The 26,788-nt window shown below is 51.9% G+C and carries 20 protein-coding genes; 9 read left to right on the forward strand and 11 right to left on the reverse strand.

What is annotated here, in order from left to right:
• Window positions 1-80: 80 nt before the first annotated feature.
• From EIP93_RS06320 to EIP93_RS06335, 4 genes are all read left to right on the forward strand, one after another.
• Window positions 81-2,234 (forward strand): carbon starvation CstA family protein, encoded by a 2,154-nt coding sequence (locus EIP93_RS06320; protein ID WP_010308756.1) that lies wholly within the window; start codon window positions 81-83, stop codon window positions 2,232-2,234.
• A gap of 145 nt (window positions 2,235-2,379) precedes the next feature.
• A complete protein-coding gene (locus EIP93_RS06325) occupies window positions 2,380-2,583 on the forward strand; it encodes a YbdD/YjiX family protein (protein WP_040031402.1) in 204 nt (67 codons plus the stop codon).
• 16 nt (window positions 2,584-2,599) lie between these two features.
• Window positions 2,600-3,562, forward strand: a complete 963-nt coding sequence (gene yjiA / locus EIP93_RS06330) for a GTPase (protein WP_107332491.1) — start codon at window positions 2,600-2,602, stop codon at window positions 3,560-3,562.
• A 265-nt stretch (window positions 3,563-3,827) separates the two neighbouring features.
• The gene (locus EIP93_RS06335; RefSeq protein ID WP_116226779.1) at window positions 3,828-5,210 is read left to right on the forward strand and encodes a glycoside hydrolase family 28 protein; all 1,383 of its coding nucleotides are present in this window, start codon (window positions 3,828-3,830) and stop codon (window positions 5,208-5,210) included.
• A 233-nt stretch (window positions 5,211-5,443) separates the two neighbouring features.
• Here the strand turns inward: EIP93_RS06335 and ybaK are convergent, their stop codons facing one another.
• Window positions 5,444-5,923, reverse strand: a complete 480-nt coding sequence (ybaK, locus tag EIP93_RS06340; RefSeq protein ID WP_103860136.1) for a Cys-tRNA(Pro)/Cys-tRNA(Cys) deacylase YbaK — start codon at window positions 5,921-5,923, stop codon at window positions 5,444-5,446.
• 70 nt (window positions 5,924-5,993) lie between these two features.
• Window positions 5,994-6,812: a TraB/GumN family protein gene (locus EIP93_RS06345; RefSeq protein WP_107332492.1), complete on the reverse strand. Its 819-nt coding sequence runs from the start codon at window positions 6,810-6,812 to the stop codon at window positions 5,994-5,996.
• Between the two features lie 175 nt (window positions 6,813-6,987).
• Here EIP93_RS06345 and EIP93_RS06350 point away from each other — a divergent pair, with 175 nt between their 5' ends.
• Together EIP93_RS06350 and EIP93_RS06355 are read left to right on the forward strand one after the other, a co-directional pair.
• On the forward strand, window positions 6,988-7,170 hold the full coding sequence (locus EIP93_RS06350; protein ID WP_039485998.1) for a type II toxin-antitoxin system HicA family toxin: 183 nt from the start codon (window positions 6,988-6,990) through the stop codon (window positions 7,168-7,170).
• 22 nt (window positions 7,171-7,192) lie between these two features.
• Window positions 7,193-7,624, forward strand: a complete 432-nt coding sequence (locus EIP93_RS06355; protein WP_107332493.1) for a type II toxin-antitoxin system HicB family antitoxin — start codon at window positions 7,193-7,195, stop codon at window positions 7,622-7,624.
• A gap of 94 nt (window positions 7,625-7,718) precedes the next feature.
• Here the strand turns inward: EIP93_RS06355 and copA are convergent, their stop codons facing one another.
• Window positions 7,719-10,442: a copper-exporting P-type ATPase CopA gene (copA, locus tag EIP93_RS06360; RefSeq protein ID WP_125232443.1), complete on the reverse strand. Its 2,724-nt coding sequence runs from the start codon at window positions 10,440-10,442 to the stop codon at window positions 7,719-7,721.
• 116 nt (window positions 10,443-10,558) lie between these two features.
• Between copA and cueR the strand changes: the two genes are divergently transcribed.
• Window positions 10,559-10,966, forward strand: coding sequence for a Cu(I)-responsive transcriptional regulator (gene cueR, locus EIP93_RS06365; RefSeq protein WP_125232444.1), 408 nt, complete (start codon window positions 10,559-10,561; stop codon window positions 10,964-10,966).
• A gap of 35 nt (window positions 10,967-11,001) precedes the next feature.
• On the opposite strand, the gene EIP93_RS06370 is transcribed toward cueR, so the two are convergent.
• From EIP93_RS06370 to ubiG, 6 genes are all read right to left on the reverse strand, one after another.
• On the reverse strand, window positions 11,002-11,457 hold the full coding sequence (locus EIP93_RS06370) for an NfeD family protein (RefSeq protein WP_125232445.1): 456 nt from the start codon (window positions 11,455-11,457) through the stop codon (window positions 11,002-11,004).
• Complete coding sequence (locus EIP93_RS06375) at window positions 11,457-12,371, reverse strand: SPFH domain-containing protein (protein WP_010301277.1); 915 nt, start codon at window positions 12,369-12,371, stop codon at window positions 11,457-11,459. Before EIP93_RS06375 ends, EIP93_RS06370 begins: the two co-directional genes overlap by 1 nt.
• A 274-nt stretch (window positions 12,372-12,645) precedes the next feature.
• Window positions 12,646-12,906 (reverse strand): class I ribonucleotide reductase maintenance protein YfaE, encoded by a 261-nt coding sequence (gene yfaE, locus EIP93_RS06380; protein WP_010284079.1) that lies wholly within the window; start codon window positions 12,904-12,906, stop codon window positions 12,646-12,648.
• 3 nt (window positions 12,907-12,909) lie between these two features.
• Window positions 12,910-14,040 carry a class Ia ribonucleoside-diphosphate reductase subunit beta gene (gene nrdB, locus EIP93_RS06385; protein ID WP_095698802.1) on the reverse strand — a complete coding sequence of 377 codons (1,131 nt, stop codon included), beginning with the start codon at window positions 14,038-14,040 and terminating at the stop codon, window positions 12,910-12,912.
• 122 nt (window positions 14,041-14,162) lie between these two features.
• Complete coding sequence (nrdA, locus tag EIP93_RS06390; protein ID WP_125232446.1) at window positions 14,163-16,448, reverse strand: class 1a ribonucleoside-diphosphate reductase subunit alpha; 2,286 nt, start codon at window positions 16,446-16,448, stop codon at window positions 14,163-14,165.
• 350 nt (window positions 16,449-16,798) lie between these two features.
• On the reverse strand, window positions 16,799-17,518 hold the full coding sequence (gene ubiG / locus EIP93_RS06395) for a bifunctional 2-polyprenyl-6-hydroxyphenol methylase/3-demethylubiquinol 3-O-methyltransferase UbiG (RefSeq protein ID WP_095993974.1): 720 nt from the start codon (window positions 17,516-17,518) through the stop codon (window positions 16,799-16,801).
• 262 nt (window positions 17,519-17,780) lie between these two features.
• On the opposite strand from ubiG, the gene gyrA reads away from it, so the two are divergent.
• A complete protein-coding gene (gyrA, locus tag EIP93_RS06400) occupies window positions 17,781-20,420 on the forward strand; it encodes a DNA topoisomerase (ATP-hydrolyzing) subunit A (protein WP_095993975.1) in 2,640 nt (879 codons plus the stop codon).
• Between the two features lie 115 nt (window positions 20,421-20,535).
• Complete coding sequence (gene rcsC, locus EIP93_RS06405; protein ID WP_103860144.1) at window positions 20,536-23,391, forward strand: two-component system sensor histidine kinase RcsC; 2,856 nt, start codon at window positions 20,536-20,538, stop codon at window positions 23,389-23,391.
• Window positions 23,392-23,428: 37 nt separating this feature from the next.
• Here rcsC and rcsB read toward each other — a convergent pair whose 3' ends face one another.
• Window positions 23,429-24,079, reverse strand: coding sequence for a response regulator transcription factor RcsB (gene rcsB, locus EIP93_RS06410; RefSeq protein ID WP_005976164.1), 651 nt, complete (start codon window positions 24,077-24,079; stop codon window positions 23,429-23,431).
• An 8-nt stretch (window positions 24,080-24,087) separates the two neighbouring features.
• Entirely contained in the window at window positions 24,088-26,772 is a 2,685-nt protein-coding gene (rcsD, locus tag EIP93_RS06415; RefSeq protein WP_125232447.1) for a phosphotransferase RcsD, read from the reverse strand.
• Window positions 26,773-26,788: the final 16 nt, after the last annotated feature.

Genomic DNA, 26,788 nt, shown 5'->3' on the forward strand with positions numbered 1-26,788 from the left:
TCGCACGACGCATTACCAGGGTTTATTTTTCTACAGCTAACAAAATCAAACGATTGTGATTTTTAATTGAAGGATGTCTTATGAAGAGCAACGCCATTCTTAAACACATCCCTTGGATGATTCTTGGAATCATCGGGGCTGCTTGCCTCGGCGTAGTCGCACTACGTCGCGGTGAGCATATTAGTGCATTATGGATTATTGTTGCTTCTGTCGCCGTTTACCTCGTGGCTTATCGATACTACAGCCTGTATATCGCACAAAAAGTCATGCAGTTAGATCCGACCAGAGCAACCCCCGCCGTTGTGAATAACGACGGTCTTAACTATGTGCCGACGAACCGTAACGTCCTGTTCGGGCACCACTTTGCTGCTATCGCAGGTGCGGGCCCGCTGGTTGGGCCGGTACTGGCTGCGCAGGTCGGCTACTTGCCGGGCACCTTATGGCTGCTGGGCGGCGTGGTGTTGGCCGGTGCCGTGCAGGACTTCATGGTCCTGTTTATTTCGACCCGTCGTAACGGCGCGTCGTTAGGCGAAATCGTTAAGAAGGAATTAGGCCCAGTACCGGGTACGATTGCGCTGTTCGGCTGCTTCCTTATCATGATCATCATTCTTGCCGTACTGGCACTGATCGTGGTGAAAGCGTTGGCAGAAAGTCCGTGGGGCGTCTTTACCGTGTGTTCTACGGTGCCGATCGCGCTGTTTATGGGCGTCTACATGCGCTTTATCCGTCCGGGTAAAGTCGGTGAAATCTCGGTGATCGGGATCGTATTGCTGGTGCTGGCAATCTGGTTTGGTGGCGTCGTAGCACATGACCCGTACTGGGGCCCAGCGCTGACCTTCAAAGATACCACCATCACCTATACGCTGATTGGTTATGCCTTCGTGTCCGCACTGCTGCCAGTATGGTTGATTCTGGCGCCGCGTGACTATCTGGCGACCTTCCTGAAAATTGGTGTCATCGTCGGTCTGGCGATTGGTATCGTGATTCTGAATCCCGATCTGAAAATGCCAGCGGTAACGCAGTTTGTGGATGGCACCGGTCCGGTCTGGAAAGGTACGCTGTTCCCGTTCCTGTTTATTACGATTGCTTGTGGCGCGGTGTCTGGCTTCCACGCGCTGATTGCTTCCGGTACTACGCCGAAATTGATGGCTAACGAAAACGATGCGCGTTTCATCGGTTACGGTGCCATGCTGATGGAATCTTTCGTGGCGGTCATGGCGCTGGTTGCGGCGTCTATCATCGAACCGGGTCTGTACTTCGCGATGAATACTCCGCCAGCGGCGCTGGGTATTACGATGCCGGATCTGCATCGTCTGGGCACAGCAGATGCGCCGATGATTCTGGCACAGCTGCAGGACGTATCTGCCCACGCGGCGGCGACCGTTAGCTCTTGGGGCTTCGTGATTTCTCCTGAGCAGATTCTGCAAACGGCGAAAGACATCGGTGAACCTTCCGTTCTGAACCGTGCAGGTGGGGCACCTACGCTGGCTGTTGGTATCGCACACGTATTCCACCAGATCATTCCTGGTGCCAACATGGGCTTCTGGTATCACTTCGGTATTCTGTTTGAAGCGCTGTTCATTCTGACGGCACTGGATGCGGGTACGCGTGCTGGCCGTTTCATGCTGCAAGACCTGTTGGGTAACTTCGTTCCGTTCCTGAAGAAAACTGACTCTCTGATTGCTGGTATGATCGGTACGGCGGGCTGCGTCGGTCTGTGGGGCTACCTGCTGTATCAAGGCGTGGTTGATCCATTGGGCGGCGTGAAGAGCCTGTGGCCGTTGTTTGGTATCTCTAACCAGATGCTGGCTGCCGTGGCGCTGATTCTGGGTACGGTTATCCTGATTAAGATGAAACGTACGCAGTACATCTGGGTCACGCTGGTTCCGGCGATTTGGCTGCTGATCTGTACTACCTGGGCGCTGGGTCTGAAACTGTTCAGCGACAATCCTCAGTTGGAAGGCTTCTTCTACATGGCGAACATGTTCAAGGGCAAAATTGCGGAAGGCGGTGCCGAGCTGAGTGCGCAGCAGATTTCTAACATGAACCATATCGTGACTAACAACTATACCAACGCCGGTCTGAGCATTCTGTTCCTGATCGTGGTGTACAGTATTATTGCGTACGGTATTAAAGCGGCACTGGCTGCACGTAAAGTGGCTGAACGTACCGATCAGGAAACCCCGTATGTTCCGGTTCCTGAAGGTGGCGTGAAAGTTTCTTCCGGCCACTAAGTGACTCGCGCCCGTCAGATTTTGCGAGACAGCTAGCAAGGCAGAACGTGAAAGATGACGGGTACAGATACCCTGTATAATGTATAACGTTATACAGGGTATTTTTTATCTAGCCGCTATTGCAGGCGATGGTCTGGAGGTAATGATGTTTGGCAATCTGGGAAAAGCAGGAAAATATTTGGGCCAAGCGGCGCGTATGCTGGTCGGTATGCCAGATTATGATACCTATGTGCAGCATATGCAGACTAATCACCCGGATAAACCTGCGATGACGTACGAAGAATTCTTCCGCGAACGCCAGCAGGCGCGTTATGGCGGAGACGGCAAAGGCGGGATACGCTGCTGTTAACGATTTGGGACCTGTTATGACTCAACCACTTTATGTCACCATTCTGACCGGGTTTCTCGGTGCAGGAAAAACGACCTTATTACGGCATATCCTGAATGCCGAGCACGGCTACAAGATTGCCGTAATTGAAAACGAATTCGGCGAAGTCCCGATTGATAATACGTTAATCGGTGAACGGGCCAGCCAGATTACGACGCTGAGCAACGGTTGCATCTGCTGTACGCAGTCCAATGAGCTGGCCGATGCGCTGCTCGATCTGGTCGATGGCGTGGATAATGGCACGTTGGATTTTGATCATGTCATCATTGAATGCACCGGTATGGCCGATCCGGGGCCGGTGGCGCAGACCTTCTTCTCGCATGAAGTTATTTGTGAACGCTTTGTTCTGGACGGGATTATCACGCTGGTGGATGCAGTACATGCGCAGCAGCAGCTCGATCAGTTCACCATCGCACAGTCGCAGATTGGCTATGCCGACCGGATACTGCTGACCAAAACCGATGTGGCAAGCGAAGACGAAACGCTGCTACCGCGCCTTCAGCGCATTAATGCGCGTGCACCGATCTACCCTGTAGTCCATGGCGATATCGATCTGAGCGTGCTGTTTAACATCGACGGCTTTGTCCTCAGCGACAAGTTGGACGTGAAAACGCCAGTATTTCGCTTTGTTGCCCCCGCGCAGAATAACGTGCAATCAATCGTTGTGTATCTCGATAAGGCGGTTGAGCTTCAGTCTGTTTCCGATGTGATGGAAAACCTGCTGCTGCAATTCTCCGATAATCTGCTGCGCTATAAAGGCATTCTGGCCATCAACGGTGATGACCGCCGCCTGCTGTTTCAGGGTGTTCAGCGCTTGTATAGCGCCGACTGGGACAGAGAATGGCACGCTGATGAAGAAAGAAAGAGCGTGCTGGTGTTTATCGGTGTGGATTTACCTGAACAGGAAATCCGTGATGCTTTCGCTCGCCTGACGGCATAACGCCATTTATCTTCTCTGTGCTGGTCGCTCAGGCCAGCACCATTTCCTCGATCCTACTTTCTTTTACATCCCTTGCTCTGTTTATGCGGCGCACTACCTCGCCATAGGTACATTCGCAGGATGGGAATCGTGCAATTGCACGAAAAAAATCCTACCTTATTGTAATTATTACGAATACATCTAAAACGTGATCGCCTCTCGCTTTTTAATGGAATAGGAGTGGTATTTTATTAAAACGATATTTCATTTTTTAGTGAGGTTAAGTATGCGTAGTGGTCTTGCTCTGTCATTAATGGCTTCCTGCATCACGTTGGGTATTCAAGCGGGTACCGCACAAGCGGCCAGCTCAGTGAAATTTCCCGATAAAACCTGTGACGTAACGCAATACGGGGCCGAAGGCCACCGCCTACAGATCGCACTGAATACCCAAGCTTTCCAGAAAGCGATTGATGATTGTGCTGCGGCCGGCGGCGGGACGGTACACGTTCCTCGCGGTAACTATCTGGTCGATCCGCTGTTCCTGAAAAGTAACATCAGACTGGATCTGGCAAAAGATGCGACCATCGTTGCATCGACCGAAGAAGCAGCCTATCGCGCGACGGAAAAAACCAAGTACGCTGAAGCGGAAAATGGCTGGCTTCCCTTTATCAGTATTGCCGATGCACAGAATGTGGCTATCACTGGGCAGGGCACGATTGATGGGCAAGGCGCTGTCTGGTGGGAGCGCTGGCGTGAGAATATTCGTGCAACCGGCAAGAAAGGTGGCACCGATCGTCCACGTCTGATTTATATCAAAAGCTCTAATAACGTGCTGGTGGATGGCGTCACACTCACTCACTCTCCGAGTTTCCACATTGTGATGCGTTACTCACATGATGTGGATGTGAACGGTACTCGGATTCTGTCGCCGTGGCATGCGCCAAATACCGATGCTATCGACCCGATCGACAGCCAGAATATCCGTATTACCAACAACTATATCGACTGTAATGATGACCACATCGCGATAAAAGCCGAGAAGCCGGATAGCCGCTTCCCGAATGGCGTCGTGGATAACATCTATATCGCCAACAATATCCTGAAGCAAGGGCGCGGCATTTCTATCGGCAGCGAAACCTCCGGTGGTGTGAATAACGTGCTGGTTGAAAATAACCAGTTCGAAGGTTCCATGTACGGTATCCGCATTAAAACCCTGCGTGGTAAAGGCGGCGAAGTGAAAAACATCACTTACCGTAATACCAAAATGGTGGATGTTGAAATCCCGCTGGTCTTTGCCGCTTACTACAAAGCTGCGCCGATTGTGCAGGCTGAAGTAGACAAGATGCTGGCCGAAGGCGGCTTCACGATGGGTGAGCAAATTTATCCGCCGGATACCGATCCAGAGCAGCCGTTTGATCAGTACAAGACGCCGCATTTCAGCAATGTGACGATCGAGAATCTGGAGTCGACCGGTAAGACCAAAGCAGCGGCTTACATTATCGGCGTACCAGAAGCCCCACTCAGTGGTTTCCACTTTGATAATGTGCGCATTGATGCGGATAAAGGCATTCGCGTAAGAAATGCGGAGTTGCAGACCAAAGGCCTGACGCTGAATGTGAAAGAAGGCCCAGTGATGCAGTTGGATAAAGGGGCAAAAGTCGATCAGTAATCGATTATACCCTAAATAATTCGAGTTTCGGGAAGGCGGCAAGGGAAGGAATCCCGATGAGCTTACTCAAGTAAGTGATTCGGGTGACTGAGTGCAGCCAACGCACATGAAACTTGAAGTATGACGAGTATATGAAGCGGTAGCAGGGGACACACTGGCCGTGGAGTCCTCTGCTATCTGCTTCGTTTTGATGCTACATCGTCAGGCAGGTTATGCTCATTTAATCGCGAGTATTAATCATGCTTGGCGATATCGGCAAAGGTGGCGCGCAGCAGTCGCGCCAGATCGTCTGCCGATAGTTCAATATCCAACCCACGTTTACCGCCGGAAATGAAAATGGTACCGAACTGGCGTGCCGGTTCATCAATCACGGTTGGCAACAGTTTCTTCTGCCCAAGTGGGCTGATTCCTCCTACCAGATAACCTGTGACACGCTGAGCGATGACCGGATCGGCCATATCCGCTTTTTTAGCTGACAGCGCACGGGCGACTTTCTTGAGATCCAGCATGCCGGCGACTGGCGTAACGGCCACGGCGAGATTTTTCGCATCACCATTCAGAGAAACGAGCAGCGTTTTATAAACCTGTTCTTTATTCAGCCCCAGCTTTCTGGCCGCTTCTTCGCCAAAGTTGGTTTCATCGCTGTCGTGGTGGTAGCTGTGTAGCGTAAAGTCGACCTTGTTTTTTTCGAGCAGATTGACTGCGGGTGTCATGATTTCACTATCCTTAACCCTGTAGCGGGCCTTATCTTGCGGACGCGGCTACGCGTCATAATGTGTTCTTTCATGGGGTTGCGGTATGGCCGTTTTTTAGCAGCGTGGGTAAATTCTCATCGCCATACAGATGCAGTGCGCCTACGGCCACAACGTAATTTCCGGGTGGCAATTCCTGAAGCTGCTGTTGCCAGCGGCGGTTACGCTGGCCCATCAACAGGTCGGTCATTTCATTGCTGAACGTCGCGGGGATATCCGGCGTATATTTGCCGGGTCTGCTGTCTAGCCACCAGCCCACCATCGTTTGTAGCAAATGTGCGTTGGCGCGCCAGTGTTTAATCGTATCCTCCAGCAACAGCAGGCCGCCCTGCGGTAGTTGTTGTAACAAATCAACCTGCGTCTGCTGTCCTTCCAGCTCGATAACCTGAATACCGTGAGATTTCGCGGCGTTAATTAACTGATAATCGATACCGTAGTCGGGGCGTAAGCCCAGCAACTGCGCCTGTCTGGCTTGCAGCATCAGCGCGGCCTGCCAGGCTGGAAGCGTACTGATATTACTCTCATCGAAAGAGAGCGACTCGCAGATTTTTTGCAACTGGCGGTAGTTTTCCGGGCTGAGGCGTTGTACGAGCGGTGGCTCGGCGTCACTGTGTCCGAAGGGGGAATGTGAATCGGATATATCGGCTTCGACGATAAGTGCGGTCGCCTGCCGGAGCTGTTGCAACAGCGTATCGGGCAGCGGTGCCATATCCTTGCTACCCATATGAATGCTGCCGACCAGATGCAGTTGTCGTTCATTAGTAAGCTGAACGTCTATCGCTGGGTAGGCGTAAGCCAGCGGTGAGATAAAGCCAAGAAAAGTCGCGATTCTACGCAGCAGTTGCCCCATTGGTTCCGTCTCCTGATGTGGAATAACTATGCTAAACGCTAGATGCGGAACAATACAAGGTATACCAATCCTAAGGGCACGGAAGCCCACGTGTTTGGTTACTCAATTCTCCCTACGCGTAAAGATTGATGGGTGTGTATTGGTGTGTATAATGAAAGTCAGGTTAGGAGGATACATGAAATCAACTGACCTGATAAAGGAGCTGGCAGCGGCAGGTTGTGAGTGCAAACGGCATAACGGCGGGAGTCACCAAATATGGTGGTCACCCATTACTGGAAAAACATTTCCAGTGCCGCATCCAAAAAAGGATTTACCACTTGGAACTGTCAAATCCATCAAAAAAATGGCGGGGATCTGATCCCCGCCTTTTCGGAGGCAATATGTTTTTTTCAGTCGGTGTTGAAACGCCAAAAGATGATGCTACGGCATATGGGCTGATCGTTCCGGCGTTGTGTACTGATGATTATGGCTGCTTCTCTGCAGCTGACAGCCAACAAGAGATTGCACGCATGGCGCGGGAAGCGATTTTAACCCTTATTGATGAAGCGGTGAGCCGCGGAAATCTGGATATTAAACGACTTAATGATGCTGGACATCTCATCTATGCGGCAATACCAGATTTTGCGGACTACGATAGTTGGTTCGTGCTGGATGTGGATTTATCGGCTTTTGAGGGAAAACCGCAGCGATTGAACATTTCACTTCCCGATACGTTGATACAGCGTATTGATAATCGCGTGCGAGAGCAGCCGGGTACTTATCGCGATCGCAGCCATTTTTTGGCAGAAGCCGCACGCCATGAACTGGAGTGAGCGTGGGTGAATAAGTCTGGCTACAGGCGATAAAATCACGATGGTTTTCGGCAAAGGAAAACGCGGCGCGTCTCAACAACGCGCCGCGTTTGCATTACTGGCTTTTAGGTTTAAAACGCAGCAGGCGGTTGGCGTTGCTGACCACCGTGATGGAGGAGAGCGCCATCGCTGCACCGGCCACCACCGGGCTAAGTAGCGTCCCGGTCAGCGGGTAGAGTACGCCTGCGGCAATGGGGATCCCCAACGAGTTATAGATAAACGCGCCCAGCAGGTTCTGCTTCATGTTGCGCAGTGTGGCATTGGAGAGCGCCAGCGCATCGGCGACACCGTGCAGGCTGTGGCGCATCAGCGTGATAGCGGCGGTTTCAATCGCGATATCGCTGCCGCCGCCCATCGCAATGCCGACATCGGCCTGTGCCAGTGCCGGTGCATCGTTGATGCCATCACCAATCATGGCCACGCGCTTGCCCTGAGCCTGTAACTTTTTGATGGCCTCCGCTTTGCCGTCTGGCAGCACGCCAGCAATCACCTGATCGATACCCGCTTCTTTAGCGATGCTCTTCGCCGTGAGCGGGTTGTCCCCCGTGAGCATGACGAGCTGATAGCCCTGCTGGTGGAGACGCTGCAAGGCGCTGACGCTATCTGCTCGCAGCGGATCGTGGATGGAGAACACCGCAATGATGTGACCATTCGCCGCCAGCAATACCGGTGTGATACCGCGCTGAGCCTGTTCATTGATCAGCGTTTCGCCTGCGGTGATATCGACCTGATGTTGCTGGAGAAGCGCCGGATTCCCCAGTAGCAGGTGTGCATCACCGATCTCGCCGCTGACGCCGAGGCCGCGCAGCGTACGGAACTGTTCGACTTGCGTGAGTGTCAGATTTTCTGCTCTTTCAAGAATCGCTTTTGCCAGTGGGTGATTCGAGCCTTGCTCCAGCGAAGCCGCCCAGGCCAGCGCCTGAACTTCCGTCACGTCGGCGAAGGTATGAATCGCCACGACGCGCGGCTGTCCTTCGGTTAGCGTACCGGTTTTGTCAAACACCAGCACATCCAGCTTACTGGCCTGCTGTAAGGCATCAGCATCACGCACCAGCACGCCAAACTCTGCGGCACGTCCGACGCCGGAAATAATCGACATCGGTGTTGCCAGCCCAAGCGCACAGGGGCAAGCAATGATCAGAACGGTCGTGACGATAATGAGCGTGTAGACAATCTGCGGCTGTGGCCCCACGAAGAACCAGATTGCACCGCTGAGAAGTGCGATGGCCACGACGACGGGAACAAACACGGCAGAAATACGATCCGCCAACTGGCCGATAGCGGGTTTGCTACTTTGCGCCTGCCTGACCAGTCGGATGATGCGCGATAGGGTGGTTTGGTTGCCGATGGCGTCCGCGCGAAAGAGGACGCTGCCGTCGGAAACCAGCGTACCAGCGTGAACCGTATCGCCGGACGTTTTGGCTTGCGGGATCGGTTCCCCAGTCAGCATGGCTTCATCCACCCACACTTCGCCTTGCAAAATCTCGCCATCGACAGGAATACGGTCGCCGGTTGTCAGGCGCAGCGTCATGCCGGACTGCACGTCGGATAGCGGAATGGATTTCTCACCTTCCGGCGTCACGACGCGGGCGGTAGGGGGCGTCAAATCCAGTAACCGTTCCAGCGCCCGCGAAGAACGTTGACGGGCACGCTGTTCCAGCGCATGACCGAGGTTGATTAAACCGATGATCATGGCGCTGGCTTCATAGTAAAGGTGACGCGCCGCCATTGGGAAAAGATCCGGCCATAGATTGACGGTAATAGAGTAAAGCCAGGCTGCACCTGTTCCCAGCGCGACCAGCGTGTCCATGGTCGCGGTGCCGTTTTTCAGACTGCGCCAGGCGTTACGGTAAAAATGACTGCCAGCGAACACCATCACTGCCAGCGTCAAAATACCGATGACCAGCCACGGCGTTTGGCTTTCCGGTGTCAGGCTCATGCTGCCGCCCAGTACGCCCCACAGCATCAGCGGCACACCAAGCAGTAATCCCAGCGCAGCCTGCCATTGGAAACGGCGAATAGCCTGCTGAGAGGTTTGTTGCTGGCGCGCGCGGCGAGCTTCCTCGTCCTGAATAATTTCCGCGCCATAGCCCGCTTGCTCAACCGCGGCGATCAGCGCTTCCGGCTCGGCGTGACCGCTGACCAACGCGCTGCGTTCGGCCAGATTAACGCGTGCCTGCGTGACGCCGCTGACGTTTTGCAACGCCGTCTGCACGCGGTTCACGCAGCTGGCGCAGCTCATCCCCTGAAGCAGGAGCTGTACGCTGTCGTCATCGCGGGTGGCGAGTGTTGCCATTGCCGGAAGAATACTCTCGGCCGCTGGCAGCGCTTCCGGCGTCGTCGCTACCTGTGCCAGCGGCTCAGTTTTTGGGTGAACGTTCTCCTGCACGCTGGCGTGATAGCCGGCTTCTTCAATGGCACTAATCAGTGCTGTGGCCTCAACGTTGCCATACACGGTTGCCTGCTCTTTGGTGACATCCGTCGCCACGACGCCGGGAATCGCTTCCAGCACTTTACGCGTAGCGGCGACACAGTGATTGCAGCTCAGGCCGGAAAGCTGAAGAGAGACATCCGGCGTGGTAGCGAGCTGTGCTTCGTAGCCAGCCTGCTCAATAGTGTCGATCAACGTCTGGGAATCAACGTCGCCGCTGACTCTGGCGTACTGTTGGGTGACGTTGGTTTGTTCGATCGTAGGCAACGCGTCCAGTGCTTTTTTCACGCGTTGGACACAGTGTCCGCAGGTCAGTCCCTGCAACGACAACACGATAGTTTGAGACATAATAATTTTCTCCCGTGATCACAGCCGGAGGTGAAAGACGTTGACCGGCCATCTGATTTCTACTAGTTATTGAGTAAGGTAAACCTTCTAGCAAGGGGAGGGTCAAGGGGGAAATCATGAATATCAGTGATGTTGCGAAAAAAACCGGTCTTAGTAGTAAAACCATTCGCTTCTATGAAGAGAAAGAACTTCTGACTACGCCGCTGCGTTCTGAAAATGGTTACCGCAGCTACGACGACCATCACGTCGAAGAGCTGACGCTGCTGCGTCAGGCGCGCCAGGTTGGTTTTAATCTGGATGAATGCCGAGAGCTGGTTACGTTATTTAACGATCCGCTGCGGCGAAGTTCGGATGTCAAAGCACGAACCTTGCAGAAAGTGCAGGAAATCGAGATGCATATCGAAGAGCTGAAAACGATGCGTGAACATTTGCTGGCGCTGGCCGAACAGTGTCCGGGAGATGGTGGTGCGGATTGCCCGATAATCAATAATCTGGCGGGCTGTTGTCAGAAGAGAAGAGAGTAATAAAGGGGAGACAAGCTCCCCCAATAATGCGTTAGTTAGCGCTCAGTCGGGCGCACATGCAGCGTGATACCATCGATGGCAATCACTTCAACCTGCGTGCCGGCGGGCAAATCCTGTTCTGATTTCACGCGCCAACTGCTGTCACCGATGTTTACCCGCCCGAAACCGTTGATCACCGGGTCGGTCAGCGTAGCGCGCAGTCCAAGCAGTTGTTGCCCGCGCTGGTTGAGCATCGACTGTGGGCGTGACAGCGTTCGTTTACGCAGCCAATACCACCAGAGTAGTGCCGTAACGATCGTCAGGATGGCGAAAATCGTTCCCTGCAATGGCCATCCCAGCGGCATCACCCATGTTAATAGCCCAACCAATACTGCCGATAAACCGCTCCACAGCATATAGCCACTGGCGCCCAGCATTTCGGCGGCCAAAAGCAGACCGCCGAGCGACAGCCAGAACCAGTGCGCATTTTCCATCACCAGTCCAATGCCCATTATTGACCTCGGCTGTTTTTGCTATCTTTAATCAGTTCAGTGATCCCACCGATAGCCCCCATCAGGTTGCTGGCTTCCAGCGGCATCATGATCACTTTGCTGTTATTAGAAGAACCGATCTGCTGTAACGCATCGGTATATTTCTGGGCAACAAAGTAGTTAATCGCCTGAATGTTACCTGCTGCGATGGCTTCGGACACCATTTTGGTCGCCTGTGCTTCCGCTTCTGCTGCACGCTCACGCGCTTCTGCTTCAAGGAAGGCAGATTGGCGTTGGCCTTCAGCTTTGAGAATCTGCGACTGTTTTTCCCCTTCGGCTTTCAGGATTGCGGCCTGACGCACCCCTTCGGCTTCCAGAATATCCGCACGCTTGTTACGCTCTGCTTTCATCTGCGCGTTCATGGCGGCAATCAGTTCAGCAGGCGGGCGTACGTCGCGGATTTCAATACGGGTGATTTTCACGCCCCACGGGTTCGTGGCTTCATCAACGATATGCAGCAGGCGGGTGTTGATGCTATCGCGCTGAGACAGCATTTCGTCCAGCTCCATGGAACCCAGCACCGTACGGAAGTTGGTCATGGTGAGGTTCACGATAGCCTGTTCCAGATTGCTAACTTCATAAGCGGCCCGCGCGGGATCGATCACCTGAATAAAACACACGGCATCAATGGCCACATTGGCGTTATCGCGTGAGATAATTTCCTGAGAGGGTATATCTAATACCTGTTCCATCATGTTGATTTTACGACCAACGCGATCCATAAACGGCACGACCAGATTCAGCCCCGGCATCAGCGTTTTGGTATAGCGGCCAAACCGTTCCACAGTCCATTGATATCCCTGAGGTACGATTTTGATGCCTGACCAGACAATGATGAGTGCAACAAAGATCAAAATAGGAATGACGGTGAGCATATTCTAAAACCTCCAGGTTGTTTTATCCCCGCCATACTTCAAGCTGCATGTACGTTGGTAATACTCAGCTCATCTCTGAGCCTCGCCCTGACGGGCCAACGCTTTGTGTTGTTCAAAACACATGTGTTTTGTCCCGCAACTTGAATTATTTAGGGTATATAGCAGTCGAAAAACGATTTCAGTGGATAGTGTAACTCACTTGAGTATGAAAGCGGGCAGTAAATACGCCCGCCAGTAAACGCGGTAAGGAGAATGTCCTGTGAGGGAGCGGGGGCTAGATATCGAGTTCAATGTCGCCCTGAGGCATACAGCAGCAGGGGAGGATTTCATCCTGTTGGATGCAGGCCAACGGGGTTTGACGATACGCCACTCTGCCTTTTACCAGACGCAGTCGACAGGAACCGCAATAGCCGGAGCGGCACTGATATTCAATGCTGACTCGGTTAGATTCCAGCACATCCAGCAGCGAAGGGCCGTCGTCTGAACAGGAAAACTGCGCACCGGATGTGCGCAGTGTGATCGTTGGATTGCTCATCGATTAGAGCTGGAAATCGCTCAGATCGTCGTCGCTGATTTCTGAATCGATCTGACCGACCAGATAAGAGCTGACTTCAACTTCCTGTGGCGCAACCTGTACATTATCAGACACCAGCCAGGCGTTGATCCACGGAATTGGGTTAGTGCGCGTCTGGAACGGCAGCGGCAGCCCAACGGCCTGCATGCGGATGTTGGTGATGTATTCCACGTACTGGCACAGAATATCTTTGTTCAAGCCAATCATCGAACCGTCACGGAACAGGTATTCAGCCCACTCTTTTTCTTGCTGAGCGGCGAGCACGAACAGATCATAACATTCCTGCTGACACTCTTCGGCAATTTGCGCCATTTCTGGGTCGTCATGGCCAGAACGCATCAGGTTGAGCATGTGCTGTGTGCCGGTCAGGTGCAGCGCTTCATCACGGGCGATCAGCTTGATGATTTTGGCGTTGCCTTCCATCAGTTCGCGTTCCGCAAAAGCAAACGAGCAGGCGAAGCTAACGTAGAAACGAATCGCTTCCAGCGCGTTTACGCTCATCAGACAGATATACAGCTGCTTTTTCAGTGCATACAGGTTCACGGTCACGGTCTTGCCGTTAACCTGATGTGTCCCTTCACCCAGCAGATGATAGTAGCTGGTCATCTCGATCAGCGAATCGTAGTAACTGGAGATATCCTTGGCACGCTTCAGAATTTCTTCGTTCGTCACGATATCGTCAAACACCAGCGATGGATCGTTCACGATATTACGAATGATGTGCGTGTAGGAACGTGAGTGAATGGTTTCCGAGAAAGCCCAGGTTTCCACCCAGGTTTCCAGCTCAGGGATAGAAATCAGCGGTAGCAGTGCCACGTTCGGGCTACGTCCCTGAATCGAATCCAGCAGCGTTTGGTATTTCAGGTTGCTGATGAAGATATGCTTTTCATGATCGGGCAGCGCCTGATAGTCGATGCGATCGCGGGACACGTCGACTTCTTCTGGACGCCAGAAGAAGGACAGCTGTTTTTCGATCAATTTTTCGAAAATTTCATATTTTTGCTGATCGAAACGTGCAACGTTAACCGACTGACCGAAGAACATGGGTTCTAGCAACTGGTCATTTTTATTCTGTGAAAAAGTGGTATAGGCCATGAGTCTCTCCAAAAAAATGCCGGGAGCATTTTTTAACGCCGCTTGTGAAGGCCCATAAGGGGCGGGGCAGCGACGTTTGCTATAAAAGAGAAAGGCTGCATCGGCAGCCTTTCATTATTGGCTTAAATCTTACACGCACCGCCTTCGCAGCCGTCGTCCTGTGGTTCTGGCAGCAGGTCGTCTTGTACGTCTTCCGCGCCGTCACGGGTGTTTTGGTAATACAGCGTTTTCACGCCGAATTTGTAGGCCGTGACCAGATCTTTCAGCAGTTGTTTCATCGGTACTCGACCTGATGGGAAACGTGACGGATCGTAGTTAGTGTTGGAAGAGATCGCCTGATCGACAAACTTCTGCATCAGGCCAACCAGTTGCAGATAGCCGTCGTTATTTGGCATATCCCACAGCAGTTCGTAAGCGTCTTTCAGCGTTTCGTACTCCGGCACCACTTGGCGCAGAATACCGTCTTTGGACGCTTTGACGCTGATGTGGCCGCGTGGTGGTTCAATACCGTTAGTGGCGTTGGAGATCTGAGATGAGGTCTCAGACGGCATCAGCGCAGACAGCGTGGAGTTACGCAGACCATACTCTTTGATGTCGTTACGCAGCGCTTCCCAGTCGAGATGCAGCGGTTCGTTGCAAATCGCATCCAGATCGCGCTTATAGGTATCGATAGGCAAAATACCCTGAGAATAGGTGGTTTCATTGAACCACGGGCAGGCACCTTGTTCGCGTGCCAGCACATTCGACGCCTTTAACAGATAGTACTGAATAGCTTCAAACGTTTTGTGTGTCAGGCCGTTGGCGCTGCCGTCGGAGTAACGCACGCCGTTTTTCGCCAGATAGTAAGCGAAGTTAATGACGCCAATACCCAGCGTGCGGCGACCCATCGCACCACGTTCTGCCGCTGTAATCGGGTAATCCTGATAATCCAGCAGAGCATCCAGCGCGCGCACGGCCAGTGTCGCCAGATCTTCCAGATCGTCTAGGCTATTGATTGCGCCGAGGTTGAAAGCGGACAGCGTACACAGCGCGATTTCACCGTTTTCATCGTTCACGTCGTTCAGCGGCTTGGTCGGCAGTGCGATTTCCAGACACAGGTTGGACTGGCGAACAGGTGCGATCTGCGGGTCGAACGGGCTGTGCGTGTTGCAGTGGTCAACGTTCTGAATATAAATACGGCCCGTGGAAGCACGTTCCTGCATCATCAGGGAGAACAGCTCGCCTGCTTTGATGCGCTGTTTGCGGATGCTGGCATCCTGCTCATATTGCACATACAGGCGCTCGAATTCATCCTGATCGGCGAAGAAAGCATCGTACAGTCCTGGCACGTCAGACGGGCTGAACAGGGTGATCTCTTCACCTTTTACCAGACGCTGATACATCAGTTTGTTCAACTGCACGCCGTAGTCGAGGTGACGAACGCGGTTGCCTTCTACGCCACGGTTGTTTTTCAGCACCAGCAGGCTTTCCACTTCCAGATGCCACAGCGGATAGAACAGCGTGGCAGCCCCGCCGCGTACGCCACCCTGAGAGCAGGATTTCACTGCCGTCTGGAAGTGTTTATAGAAAGGAATACAGCCGGTGTGGAATGCTTCACCGCCGCGAATCGGGCTACCGAGCGCACGGATGCGGCCTGCGTTGATACCGATACCGGCACGTTGAGAAACGTATTTCACGATAGCGCTGGAGGTCGCGTTGATGGAATCCAGACTGTCGCCGCATTCGATCAGCACGCAAGAGCTGAACTGACGTGTTGGCGTACGCACGCCCGCCATAATTGGCGTCGGCAGAGAAATTTTGAACGTAGAGATCGCGTCATAAAAACGTTTAACGTAATCCAGACGCGTCTCACGCGGGTAGCCGGAGAACAGGCAGGCGGCGACCAAAATGTACAGGAACTGGGCGCTTTCGTAGATATCACCGGTGACGCGGTTTTGTACCAGATATTTCCCTTCCAGCTGTTTAACCGCCGCATAGGAGAAACTCATGTCACGCCAGTGATCGATGAAAGCGTCCATCTGGGCGAATTCTTCCGGGCTATAGTCTTCTAACAGATGTTTGTCGTACTTACCCAATTCTACCATTTTGGTGACGTGAGTCAGCAGAGCAGGCGGCTCAAACTGGCCGTAGGCTTTCTTACGCAAATGGAAGATGGCCAGACGCGCGGCCAGATATTGATAATCCGGGCTTTCGCGAGAGATCAGATCGGCAGCGGCCTTGATGATAGTTTCATGGATATCAGAGGTTTTGATGCTGTCATAAAACTGAATGTGGGAACGCAGTTCCACCTGAGAAACGGAGACATTGTGTAAATCTTCTGCGGCCCAAGCAATGACGCGGTGGATTTTATCCAAATTGATTTTTTCTTTGCTGCCATCGCGTTTGGTAACGAGCAAGCTCTGGTTCATGTTGGGATTTACCTGTTTGGTGAAAATAAAAAATATCCCCTGTTTATTCACAGAAACACCCCTGTGACTAACTCTGTGGATAAATACTAGATATAGATATTTTTTAATAAATGGCTACTACATGGTGAGTATTCTAGTCTGGATTCGTTTGAGTACAAGGCTTGATTTTGGTGTTAATTTCAGGTTGCCGAACCGTTGGTTTCTCGAAATCCTGATTTTGTAAGGGCTAAGAGGATGTCAATATTCTGTAAAAAAAATAAGTCGTAGTCATTTTGTTGGTTTTTCAGGTAAAACTTGGAAAATTGCGCGGTGAAAAACCACGCAATTTTTAAGAGTATTCTTAATCGGTTCTATTTATCGTGGCGAGTGTGCAGCATGTAGTTCACGTCCACGTTTGGACCCAGTTTAAAGTGGTCCGTCAGCGGGTTGTAGTGCAGCCCGGTGATATGTTTTTCACGCAGCGGTGTACTGTCGACCCAGTGCATCAGTTCTGCTGGGCGAATGAATTTCTTAATGTCGTGCGTGCCGCGTGGCACCATTTTTAGCACGTACTCGGCACCAATAACGGCCATCATCCACGCTTTTGCATTGCGGTTGATGGTGGAGAAAAAGACGTGTCCGCCGGGTTTGACCAACTTGGCGCAGGCCTGCACCACGGATTGCGGGTCAGGCACGTGCTCCAGCATTTCCATGCAGGTGACGACATCGTAGAGGCCCGGATGCGCGTGTGCATGCGCTTCTACCGTTTCCTGCACGTAATCGACAGCGACACCGCTTTCCAGCGCATGCAAACGCGCGACCTGCAATGGCTCTGCGCCCATATCGAGCCCGGTGACGTCCGCGCCTTCACGCGCCATGCTTTCGGCTAAAATGCCGCCGCCGCAGCCGACATCCAGCACTTTCTTGCCGAACAGGCCTTCCGCGTGCAGCGAAATATAGCCCAGACGCAGCGGATTAATGCGGTGCAATGGTTTGAATTCACCTTCTAAATCCCACCAGCGTGAAGCGATAGCCTCAAATTTGGCAATCTCCTGATGGTCAACGTTCGGAGTTTGATTTTCTACATTCATGTGTCATCACTGCCTTTCGTCATCTTTATCCTGCCGCGAGTATACTCCCTTCGCGCTGCAACGTGCAGCGGTGTCCGTTTTCTCTAAGGGATATCTGAGGAATAAAGTCCATTGGGAAAACAGTCTGTTCAGAGCGGAAGGGAGTTTCCCCCGAAAGGGCGGTTTGTGATATAATTTTTCACCTTTTGAACAGTTCACCTTATCTGAACGGTTCACTTTTCTGTACACGGGTAGATGCCTAATATAGAGGGATAGCGGCTCCATGAGCGACCTTGCCAGAGAAATCACACCGGTCAACATTGAAGAAGAGCTGAAAAGCTCGTATCTGGATTATGCGATGTCCGTTATTGTCGGGCGTGCATTACCAGATGTTCGAGATGGACTGAAACCGGTACACCGTCGCGTACTGTACGCGATGAACGTACTGGGTAACGACTGGAACAAACCGTATAAAAAATCCGCCCGTGTCGTCGGGGATGTCATCGGTAAATACCACCCGCACGGCGACTCTGCCGTTTATGAAACCATCGTACGTATGGCGCAGCCTTTCTCACTGCGTTACATGCTGGTTGATGGTCAGGGCAACTTCGGTTCGATTGATGGCGACTCTGCTGCGGCGATGCGTTATACCGAAATTCGCATGTCGAAAATTGCTCATGAACTGCTGGCCGATCTTGAAAAAGAGACGGTCGATTTTGTGCCGAACTATGACGGCACCGAGCAGATTCCTGACGTCATGCCTACACGTATTCCTAACCTGCTGGTTAACGGTTCTTCCGGTATCGCAGTCGGGATGGCAACGAACATTCCACCGCATAACCTGACGGAAGTCGTGAACGGCTGTCTGGCGTATATCGATGATGAAAACATCAGCCTTGAAGGGTTGATGGAACACATCAAAGGCCCGGATTTCCCGACGGCGGCGATCATTAATGGCCGACGCGGCATTGAAGAAGCCTATCGTACCGGGCGCGGTAAAATTTACATCCGTGCGCGTGCTGAAGTGGAAGCGGACGCGAAAACTGGACGTGAAACCATCATCGTGCATGAAATTCCGTATCAGGTGAACAAAGCTCGCCTGATCGAGAAAATTGCCGAGCTGGTCAAAGATAAACGTATCGAAGGCATTAGCGCGCTGCGTGACGAATCTGATAAAGACGGTATGCGTATCGTCATCGAGATTAAGCGTGACGCCGTGGGCGAAGTGGTACTGAATAATCTGTACTCCCAGACCCAGCTTCAGACGTCATTCGGCATCAACATGGTCGCTCTGCATCAGGGCCAGCCGAAGATCATGCCGCTGAAGGACATTCTGGTTGCGTTTGTGCGCCACCGCCGTGAAGTGGTGACGCGTCGTACCATTTTTGAACTGCGTAAAGCCCGTGACCGTGCCCACATTCTGGAAGGTCTGGCTATTGCGCTGGCGAACATCGATCCGATTATCGAACTGATTCGTCGTGCTGCGTCACCTGCTGAAGCGAAAGCGTCGCTGATCGCACAAGCGTGGGAGCTGGGTAGCGTTGCTACTATGTTGGAACGTGCGGGCGATGATGCTGCGCGTCCAGAGTGGCTGGAGCCAGAGTTCGGAATCCGTGATGGTCACTACTACCTGACGGAACCGCAGGCGCAGGCGATTCTGGATCTGCGTTTGCAGAAACTGACCGGCATGGAGCACGAAAAGCTGCTTGATGAATATAAAGAGCTGCTGGCGGAGATCGCCGAGCTGCTTTATATCCTCAATAGCCCTGAGCGCCTGATGGAAGTCATCCGCGAAGAGCTGGAAGCGATCAAAACGCAATACAGCGACGAGCGCCGCACGGAAATCACGGCGAACACCGCTGACATCAACATCGAAGATCTGATCAACCAGGAAGATGTTGTCGTTACGCTGTCTCATCAGGGTTACGTGAAGTATCAGCCGCTGAGCGACTATGAAGCCCAGCGTCGCGGTGGTCGTGGCAAGTCTGCTGCACGTATTAAAGAAGAAGACTTTATCGATCGTCTGCTGGTGGCCAACACCCACGACACGATTCTGTGCTTCTCCAGCCGTGGTCGTTTGTACTGGATGAAGGTGTACCAACTGCCGGAAGCCAGCCGTGGTGCGCGCGGTCGTCCGATCGTCAACCTGCTGCCGCTTGAACCGAATGAGCGTATTACGGCGATTCTGCCGGTACGTGAATACGAAGAAGGCCGCCATATCTTCATGGCAACCGCGAGCGGTACTGTGAAGAAAACGGCGCTGACGGAATTCAGCCGTCCGCGTAGCGCGGGGATCATCGCGGTTAACCTGAACGAGGGTGACGAGCTGATTGGCGTCGACCTGACCGACGGTAGCGATGAAGCGATGCTGTTCTCTGCGGAAGGCAAAGTGGTTCGCTTCTCCGAGCAGGCGGTGCGTTCGATGGGCCGTACGGCAACGGGCGTCCGTGGTATCAATCTGCAAGGCGAAGATCGCGTCGTTTCTCTGATCATTCCTCGCGGCGAAGGCGATATCCTGACCGTCACGCAGAATGGCTTTGGTAAGCGTACTGCCGTGAGCGAGTACCCGACCAAGTCGCGTGCGACGAAAGGGGTTATCTCTATCAAGGTCAGCGAACGTAACGGTAAAGTGGTTGGTGCGGTTCAGGTTGATGCCGCAGACCAGATCATGATGATCACCGATGCGGGAACGCTGGTGCGGACTCGCGTGTCTGAAGTCAGTATCGTTGGCCGTAACACGCAAGGTGTCACGCTGATTCGTACGGCGGAAGACGAACATGTTGTCGGCCTGCAACGCGTTGCTGAGCCGGTAGAAGATGAAGAGCTGGATGGCGTAGTTAAAGTTGAAGGCGAAGTTGCCGAAGACGATGATGCTATCGATGACATTGATGGCGATGATGATATCGCTGAAGATGACGAATAAGCCTTTTCATTAAACCGGAATGAGCAGAGTAAGCCAGCGCGATGCGCTGGCTTTTTTTATCGACTCTCGGTAGTGTATCAGCCAACTGGTTCTTCCATTATTCAACGGTATCCATTTGAAATATCTCGCCTCATTCCAGACCACATTAAAGGTATCCCGCTATTTGTTTCGGGTTCTGGCGGTCATGCTGTGGGTATTGGGCGCGCTGATATCCGTTTTTTATGTCACTAAAGTATTGAATGAAAAAGAATCAGAGCTGCGGCAGGAGTATAACCTCAGCTTTGATCAGTCGCAGGGTTACATCCGACACGCATCGGATATTGTGCGCGAACTCCAGTATCTGGCGGCAAATCGCCTGATGTTGGCAAGAGAAAAGGCAGAGCCGCCAACGGAAGGGGGCCCCGGTGTTTCCGTTTATGCACTGGCTCCCGGCGCAACGTGTTCCACGCAATATGGCGGGAATGCGGCGCTGCTCTCATTGAGCCATTTTTTCAACGGCTGGCAGGATAATTTCTCTGCCGTCTACGATCTTAATCGGGTCTTTTTTGTCGGCGGCGATCGGCGCTGTATGGTTGATTTTGGTATCCGTAACCAGTCGCTCGACCGTGATAACTTGCTTAAAAATGTGCAGGATCGGTTTCAGGAGCAGAAGAAGAGTCGCACCCAAAGCGGACGCGATGAAACGGTCTATTGGATTACCCCTGCGTCAATCCCCGATGTTGGCTATTTATATGCGCTGACACCGATTTATGTGGATAACAAGCTGGAAGTCATCATGGGGATTGAACAGACGATTCGTCTGGATGATTTCGTCACCATGGGTAAATTCCCGATCAGTGCCCGGCTGTTGGATCAATATAATCAGGTGGTTTTGCAGTTTTCCGATGATAAAGATCGCTATGTTTCTTCGGTAGACGGCTACCCCTCAGAGCATAATTATTTTGGCTATGTGAATGGCTATGATGAACTCATTCTGAAAAAGTCGCTGCCGCCCACTTCATTCGGTATCGTGTATTCGCTGCCGTTGAAGGTGCTGCTCTCCCATATCAGCGCACTGATGATCAACATGCTGATGCTGAATATGCTATCGGCTATCTTGCTGTTTGTGCTGGCGCTGGTGTTTGAGCGGAAAATGTTGCTGCCTGCGGAAGTGAATGCGTTCCAACTGGAAGAAAACGAGCAATTCAACCGCAAGATTGTCGCGTCGGCACCGATAGGCATTTGTATCCTACGTATTAATGACGGCACGAACATCCTCAGCAACGAACTGGCGCACAACTATCTCAACCTGCTTACCCACGAGGATAGGCTGCGAATTACCCGCATCATTTGCGAGCAGCAGTCCAAGTTTGTTGATGTCATGACCAGCCGCAATCATCACCTGCAAATCAGCTTTGTCCATTCGCGCTATCGTAATGAAAACGTGGCAATTTGTGTGCTGCTGGACGTCAGTGCGCGTGTCAAAATGGAAGAGTCGCTACAGGAAATGGCGAATGCCGCCGAGCAGGCAAGCCAGTCTAAATCGATGTTCCTCGCTACCGTCAGCCATGAATTACGTACGCCGCTTTACGGGATTATCGGTAACCTCGATTTACTGCAAACTAAATCGCTGCCGCAGGACGCCAATCGTCTGGTTGCGGCGATGAGCAACTCTTCCTCGCTGCTGCTGAAAATCATCAGCGATATCCTCGATTTTTCCAAGATTGAGTCGGAGCAGTTGAAGATTGAAGCATGTGAGTTTGCGCCGCATGAAGTCATCAGCCACATCACCAGCAACTATCTCCCGCTGGTGGTCAAAAAACGCCTGACGCTGTACTGCTTTATCGATCCCAACGTGCCAGTCAGCCTGTTCGGCGATCCCGTACGTTTGCAGCAGGTGTTATCTAATCTGCTGAGTAACGCCATCAAGTTTACGGACACGGGCTGCATCATTTTCGAAGTTGGCTGCCGCGATGGTTATCTGGAATTTGTGGTGCGTGATACTGGCGTGGGCATTCAGCCTCGCGAGGCGGTGAAGCTGTTTGACCCGTTCTTCCAGGCTGGGAGCGGTGTTCAGCGTCATTTTCAGGGGACGGGCTTAGGGCTGGCGATTTGTGAAAAGCTGGTCAATCTGATGGATGGAGACATTACCATCGAGTCGGAACCTGGGCTCGGCAGCCTGTTTGGCGTCAGAATTCCGCTGTATAAAGCGCACTATGCCCCAGCGGCGATCAACGCCAGTCTGCAAGGGAAAATGTGCTGGTTGAGGATACGCAATGCCCGGCTGGAGGCTTATCTGCTGACGCTGTTGCAGGAACAGGGATTGCAGGTGGCGCGTTATCAGAATCAAATCATGTCGCCTGATGATGTGATGATTAGCGATTACGCGTCAGAAGAGGACGTTAACGTTCGGGCGCATATCGTGATGAGTGGCGCACATACCGGGTTAGCGCAGGAAGTGAGCGACGGGCACTGGGTGCAAGGGACGTCCACACCTCAACATCTGCCTGATTTGCTCGAGAAAATTTATCGCTCAGAAAGCGAAGACAGAAATCGCGTCGAGATTTCACCGCCGCTGACCAGCTACGTACGGGTTGAGAATGGCGATATTATGATTCTGGTGGTTGACGATCACCCCATCAACCGTCGACTACTGGCGGATCAGCTCGGTTCTCTGGGCTATCAGGCGATGACGGCGAATGATGGCGTAGACGCACTGGGCGTACTGAGTAAAAACCATATTGATATCGTGCTGACGGATGTCAACATGCCGAATATGGATGGCTATCTGTTCACTCGGCGTATGCGCGAGCAGGGGTTACGTTTCCCGGTTATCGGCGTGACGGCAAATGCGTTGGCGGAAGAAAGAGAGCGTTGCCTCGGGGCTGGCATGGATCACTGTTTGTCAAAACCGGTTACGCTGGATACGTTGCAGCAGTCGTTGGCGCATTACAGCAACGTGGTGCGTCAGGCGAGAACATCTATGGAATAACCTGCACCAGCGGCTGCCGGTGCAGGAGAGGGAAATCTTAATCGACCTGCGTTGCGCCGCCGTTAACGGAAGACAGGTAATTCAGCAGGGCGATATCGTTCTCGACGCCCAGCTTGGTCATGGCTGATTTCTTCTGGCTGCTGATCGTTTTAATACTACGATTCAATTTTTTGGCGATTTCGGTAACCAAAAAACCTTCTGCAAACAAGCGTAGCACTTCACTTTCTTTCGGAGACAGGCGTTTGTCGCCGTAGCCGCTGGCGCTGATTTTCTCCAGCACTTTGGATACGCTGTCTGGCGTGAATTTCTTCCCTTTTTGCAGGGCCGCCAGCGCTTTGGGTAAATCGGTTGGCGCACCCTGTTTCAGTACGATGCCTTCGATATCCAAATCCAGCACTGCGCTCAGAATCGCCGGATTATTATTCATAGTAAGAACAATAATAGAGAGATGGGGAAAATGGCGCTTAATGTATTTAATGAGGGTAATACCATCACCGTATTTATCGCCTGGCATGGATAAATCGGTGATTAAAACATTAGCATCCAGCTTAGGTAGGTTATTGATCAGCGCTGTTGAGTCTTCAAATTCGCCAACCACATTGACCCATTCAATCTGCTCAAGCGATTTTTTGATGCCAAAAAGGACAATAGGATGGTCGTCGGCAATAATTACGTTTAAGTTACTCATCGTTTTGGTTACTCATCTTGTTGGCTACCTTGCTGCCCTTTAGGTTCTACTGGGGATAGTAATGCACTGACAAACCTCTCAATTTCATGAAGGTTAGCCTCGATCTGTTCACTATCATGCGCGGTAATATGCTGTTCAAGCTGTTCACACAACTGTTTGCCAGGATGCAGATTAAGCATGGCAAACACGCCTTTCAGCCGGTGTGCCGTCTGCGAAAGCGACGGGAAATCGCCTGCTTCCACTTCAGTATACAGCCTCTTTAAATCATCCGGTACTGTCTCCACGAACAGCGAATAATAGTCGCTTGCTGCCAATTGTTCGGCGTAAAATTCGACACTATCCGGTTCCCCTTCCTGTAGCGTATCGGGTGATGTTTCCAGTTGTAGCTCAATCAGCTTAAGTAATGCCTCCTGCAGGAGGTGGCTGATATTATAATTCACCCGCAAACGGCGCGGGCCCAAAGGCGTTACTGTGTCATCGTCATGACTCAACAGCAGCGTATAATCTGCTTTTTTCTCCGGGTCGTCAGTCATGCAGATATCCGCTTCCTGATTAATCTGGCGCTCATCGCTAACCAGATAATTCGCACCCCAGCCCGTCAGCATATTGCCGACAATATGCTGTACTTCATCAGACGTCACATCCAGCAGAACGGTAATACCATCCAGCAGTTTTTCTTCCTCAACGGGAAGCGCTTCCGGTTCCAGTTTTAGCGTCAGAATATAGTGTGTGCCTAACCCGGCCTTACTATTGATAGTTAACGCGCCGCCCAGTTTATTACAGAGTTGATTGCACAAAAATAAGGTCAATCCTGAATTTTGTCCGAAACGATCGGAAGTCGCAGGATGCAGGAAAGGGTGCCGAATATTTTCCTGCTCTTTGCCTGAAACATTCGTTCCCGTATCGCTGATCTGAATAATCAGCGTATCCGATTCATTATTTTTTCTATCAATCGACACCGTAATCTTGCCGTAATCCGTATTGGTCACCGAATAATTCAGCAGCAGCGCCAGCGTCTTTTTCAACAGCTCGGCATCGCCCACGTAGGTTTGATTCATATCCAGATTGTAATGATGGAATAGGGTCAGACCTTTTTGATTCAATCGTGGTAGCAGCTCAAGGAGAACCTGGTCAATAAGCGTCAGCAGTGAAAAACTGTCGTTGACCACGGTCCATTCTTGCGCCTCCAGCTTTTCATGCAAGGCGATATTTTCCAGCAGTTCGATCGCACAGCGGGTATCTGCCGTTAGCTGATCCAGCGTGGGTGTCGGTACGGTTGCTGTATCGCTGTGGCGTAGCTCATGAATATGCTGTCGCAGTGAAATCAGCGGCTGCTTGAATTCGCTGAGCAGGTTTTGGAATAACCGTTTTCTGGCATGAATATTCTTTTCGTATTCACGCTGGGCGAGCAGCAGTCTCCGCTGCACCTGAATCTCTTTATCCTGCTCACGCAGCAGGAAGAGACAATAATCAGACGAATATTGGCTGCGGATTTGGCGTATTTCATACATTTCATTATTAATCGTGACCTGAATGACACCCTGATGCTCGTCCGCCATATTGGTGATTTTTTGCAGGCTCAGGTGCGGAAGTAACTGCTCTGCGCGTTCATTCTGTATGACGACTTTATTGTTGCTGAAATCATAAACCAGTACGCCCATCGGGATTCTGCCCGTTGTTTCGCGGTAAATATTCAGCGTCTTTTCTAACTGATGAGAGACATCCTCACTGGGATGCGCATACTGCCGACGGAAAAGATAAAAGCCGACAATGGATAAACTCAGCAGAACCAGATTCAGTAGCAGAAGCCAGACGTTATTACGCAATGAATCAATAATCAGGACTTTTATCGGCACCTGAAAAACGATTTTTATCGGTGCATTCACCAGCGTGGCGGAGATTTCAAGATTAGAGCCATGAAGCTGAATGTCAGCCGTGCCTTCGCCATTGTTGTTATCCATATTGCTGGCTGCCGGCGTATCTGGCTTCAGCATAAGATGCTCACGCGGAATGGTGTCTGGGATTAAATCGTTAATCGGTAAATCGAACGCCAGAATCGTCGCCAGATGGCCCGGCTGATTGAATGTGGTGCGCAGCGTAAAATAGTAGTCGTTATAGAAGCGTAATTTACGCAGCGGGGAAAAACTTTCGCGCTCGTCTAGCACATTCGCCTGTTGCAGCATTTCCGTCCGGCGGGCTTCGGCGATAACCGTAATATAATTCCCACGGAACTGCGAGGAGATATCTTTCAGCGTCTGCGTGGAAATCATCGTCAGGCTGTTGTCGATGCCATTCAGGTAATACATGGAATAGACGCTATTCTCCGCGCCCCAGAGAATATCAAGATAACGTGATATCCGGCGAACCGAGGTGAGTGTCCCTTTATCATGTTGCCCAAAAATCAGCGCGTCCGTTTTCTGACCGTTTTTTTCTACGTAGAAAACATTCGGCATTAAATTAATCGCGCTGATGTTGGTGTCGCTAGCGGCTGGTTCGCTGTTCAGGCTGCCATATATTTGGTAGGTGAAAAAACGATAGGTATCGACGCGTTTTTGTATGCCCTGAGCAATGGTCGTCAGCGAATGTTTTTTGTCCGCCAGCAAATCGTTGATGTAGCTATAGCCGAACGTTCCGGTAATCAGGAGCGACAGCACCGTAAGGAGTGAAAAATAACGCAGGATCATGGCTGGCATCAATTAACGCTCCTGA

It is taken from the genome of Pectobacterium versatile (assembly GCF_003932035.1).
Taxonomy (GTDB): domain Bacteria; phylum Pseudomonadota; class Gammaproteobacteria; order Enterobacterales; family Enterobacteriaceae; genus Pectobacterium; species Pectobacterium versatile.

Excerpts from the sequence above, each read along its gene's own strand:
- EIP93_RS06320 (WP_010308756.1), top strand. The coding sequence starts at position 81 with ATGAAGAGCAACGCCATTCTTAAACACATCCCTTGGATGATTCTTGGA.
- EIP93_RS06325 (WP_040031402.1), top strand. The coding sequence starts at position 2,380 with ATGTTTGGCAATCTGGGAAAAGCAGGAAAATATTTGGGCCAAGCGGCG.
- yjiA (WP_107332491.1), top strand. The coding sequence starts at position 2,600 with ATGACTCAACCACTTTATGTCACCATTCTGACCGGGTTTCTCGGTGCA.
- EIP93_RS06335 (WP_116226779.1), top strand. The coding sequence starts at position 3,828 with ATGCGTAGTGGTCTTGCTCTGTCATTAATGGCTTCCTGCATCACGTTG.
- ybaK (WP_103860136.1), bottom strand. The coding sequence starts at position 5,923 with ATGACACCCGCAGTCAATCTGCTCGAAAAAAACAAGGTCGACTTTACG.
- EIP93_RS06345 (WP_107332492.1), bottom strand. The coding sequence starts at position 6,812 with ATGGGGCAACTGCTGCGTAGAATCGCGACTTTTCTTGGCTTTATCTCA.
- EIP93_RS06350 (WP_039485998.1), top strand. The coding sequence starts at position 6,988 with ATGAAATCAACTGACCTGATAAAGGAGCTGGCAGCGGCAGGTTGTGAG.
- EIP93_RS06355 (WP_107332493.1), top strand. The coding sequence starts at position 7,193 with ATGTTTTTTTCAGTCGGTGTTGAAACGCCAAAAGATGATGCTACGGCA.
- copA (WP_125232443.1), bottom strand. The coding sequence starts at position 10,442 with ATGTCTCAAACTATCGTGTTGTCGTTGCAGGGACTGACCTGCGGACAC.
- cueR (WP_125232444.1), top strand. The coding sequence starts at position 10,559 with ATGAATATCAGTGATGTTGCGAAAAAAACCGGTCTTAGTAGTAAAACC.
- EIP93_RS06370 (WP_125232445.1), bottom strand. The coding sequence starts at position 11,457 with ATGGGCATTGGACTGGTGATGGAAAATGCGCACTGGTTCTGGCTGTCG.
- EIP93_RS06375 (WP_010301277.1), bottom strand. The coding sequence starts at position 12,371 with ATGCTCACCGTCATTCCTATTTTGATCTTTGTTGCACTCATCATTGTC.
- yfaE (WP_010284079.1), bottom strand. The coding sequence starts at position 12,906 with ATGAGCAATCCAACGATCACACTGCGCACATCCGGTGCGCAGTTTTCC.
- nrdB (WP_095698802.1), bottom strand. The coding sequence starts at position 14,040 with ATGGCCTATACCACTTTTTCACAGAATAAAAATGACCAGTTGCTAGAA.
- nrdA (WP_125232446.1), bottom strand. The coding sequence starts at position 16,448 with ATGAACCAGAGCTTGCTCGTTACCAAACGCGATGGCAGCAAAGAAAAA.
- ubiG (WP_095993974.1), bottom strand. The coding sequence starts at position 17,518 with ATGAATGTAGAAAATCAAACTCCGAACGTTGACCATCAGGAGATTGCC.
- gyrA (WP_095993975.1), top strand. The coding sequence starts at position 17,781 with ATGAGCGACCTTGCCAGAGAAATCACACCGGTCAACATTGAAGAAGAG.
- rcsB (WP_005976164.1), bottom strand. The coding sequence starts at position 24,079 with ATGAGTAACTTAAACGTAATTATTGCCGACGACCATCCTATTGTCCTT.
- rcsD (WP_125232447.1), bottom strand. The coding sequence starts at position 26,772 with ATGCCAGCCATGATCCTGCGTTATTTTTCACTCCTTACGGTGCTGTCG.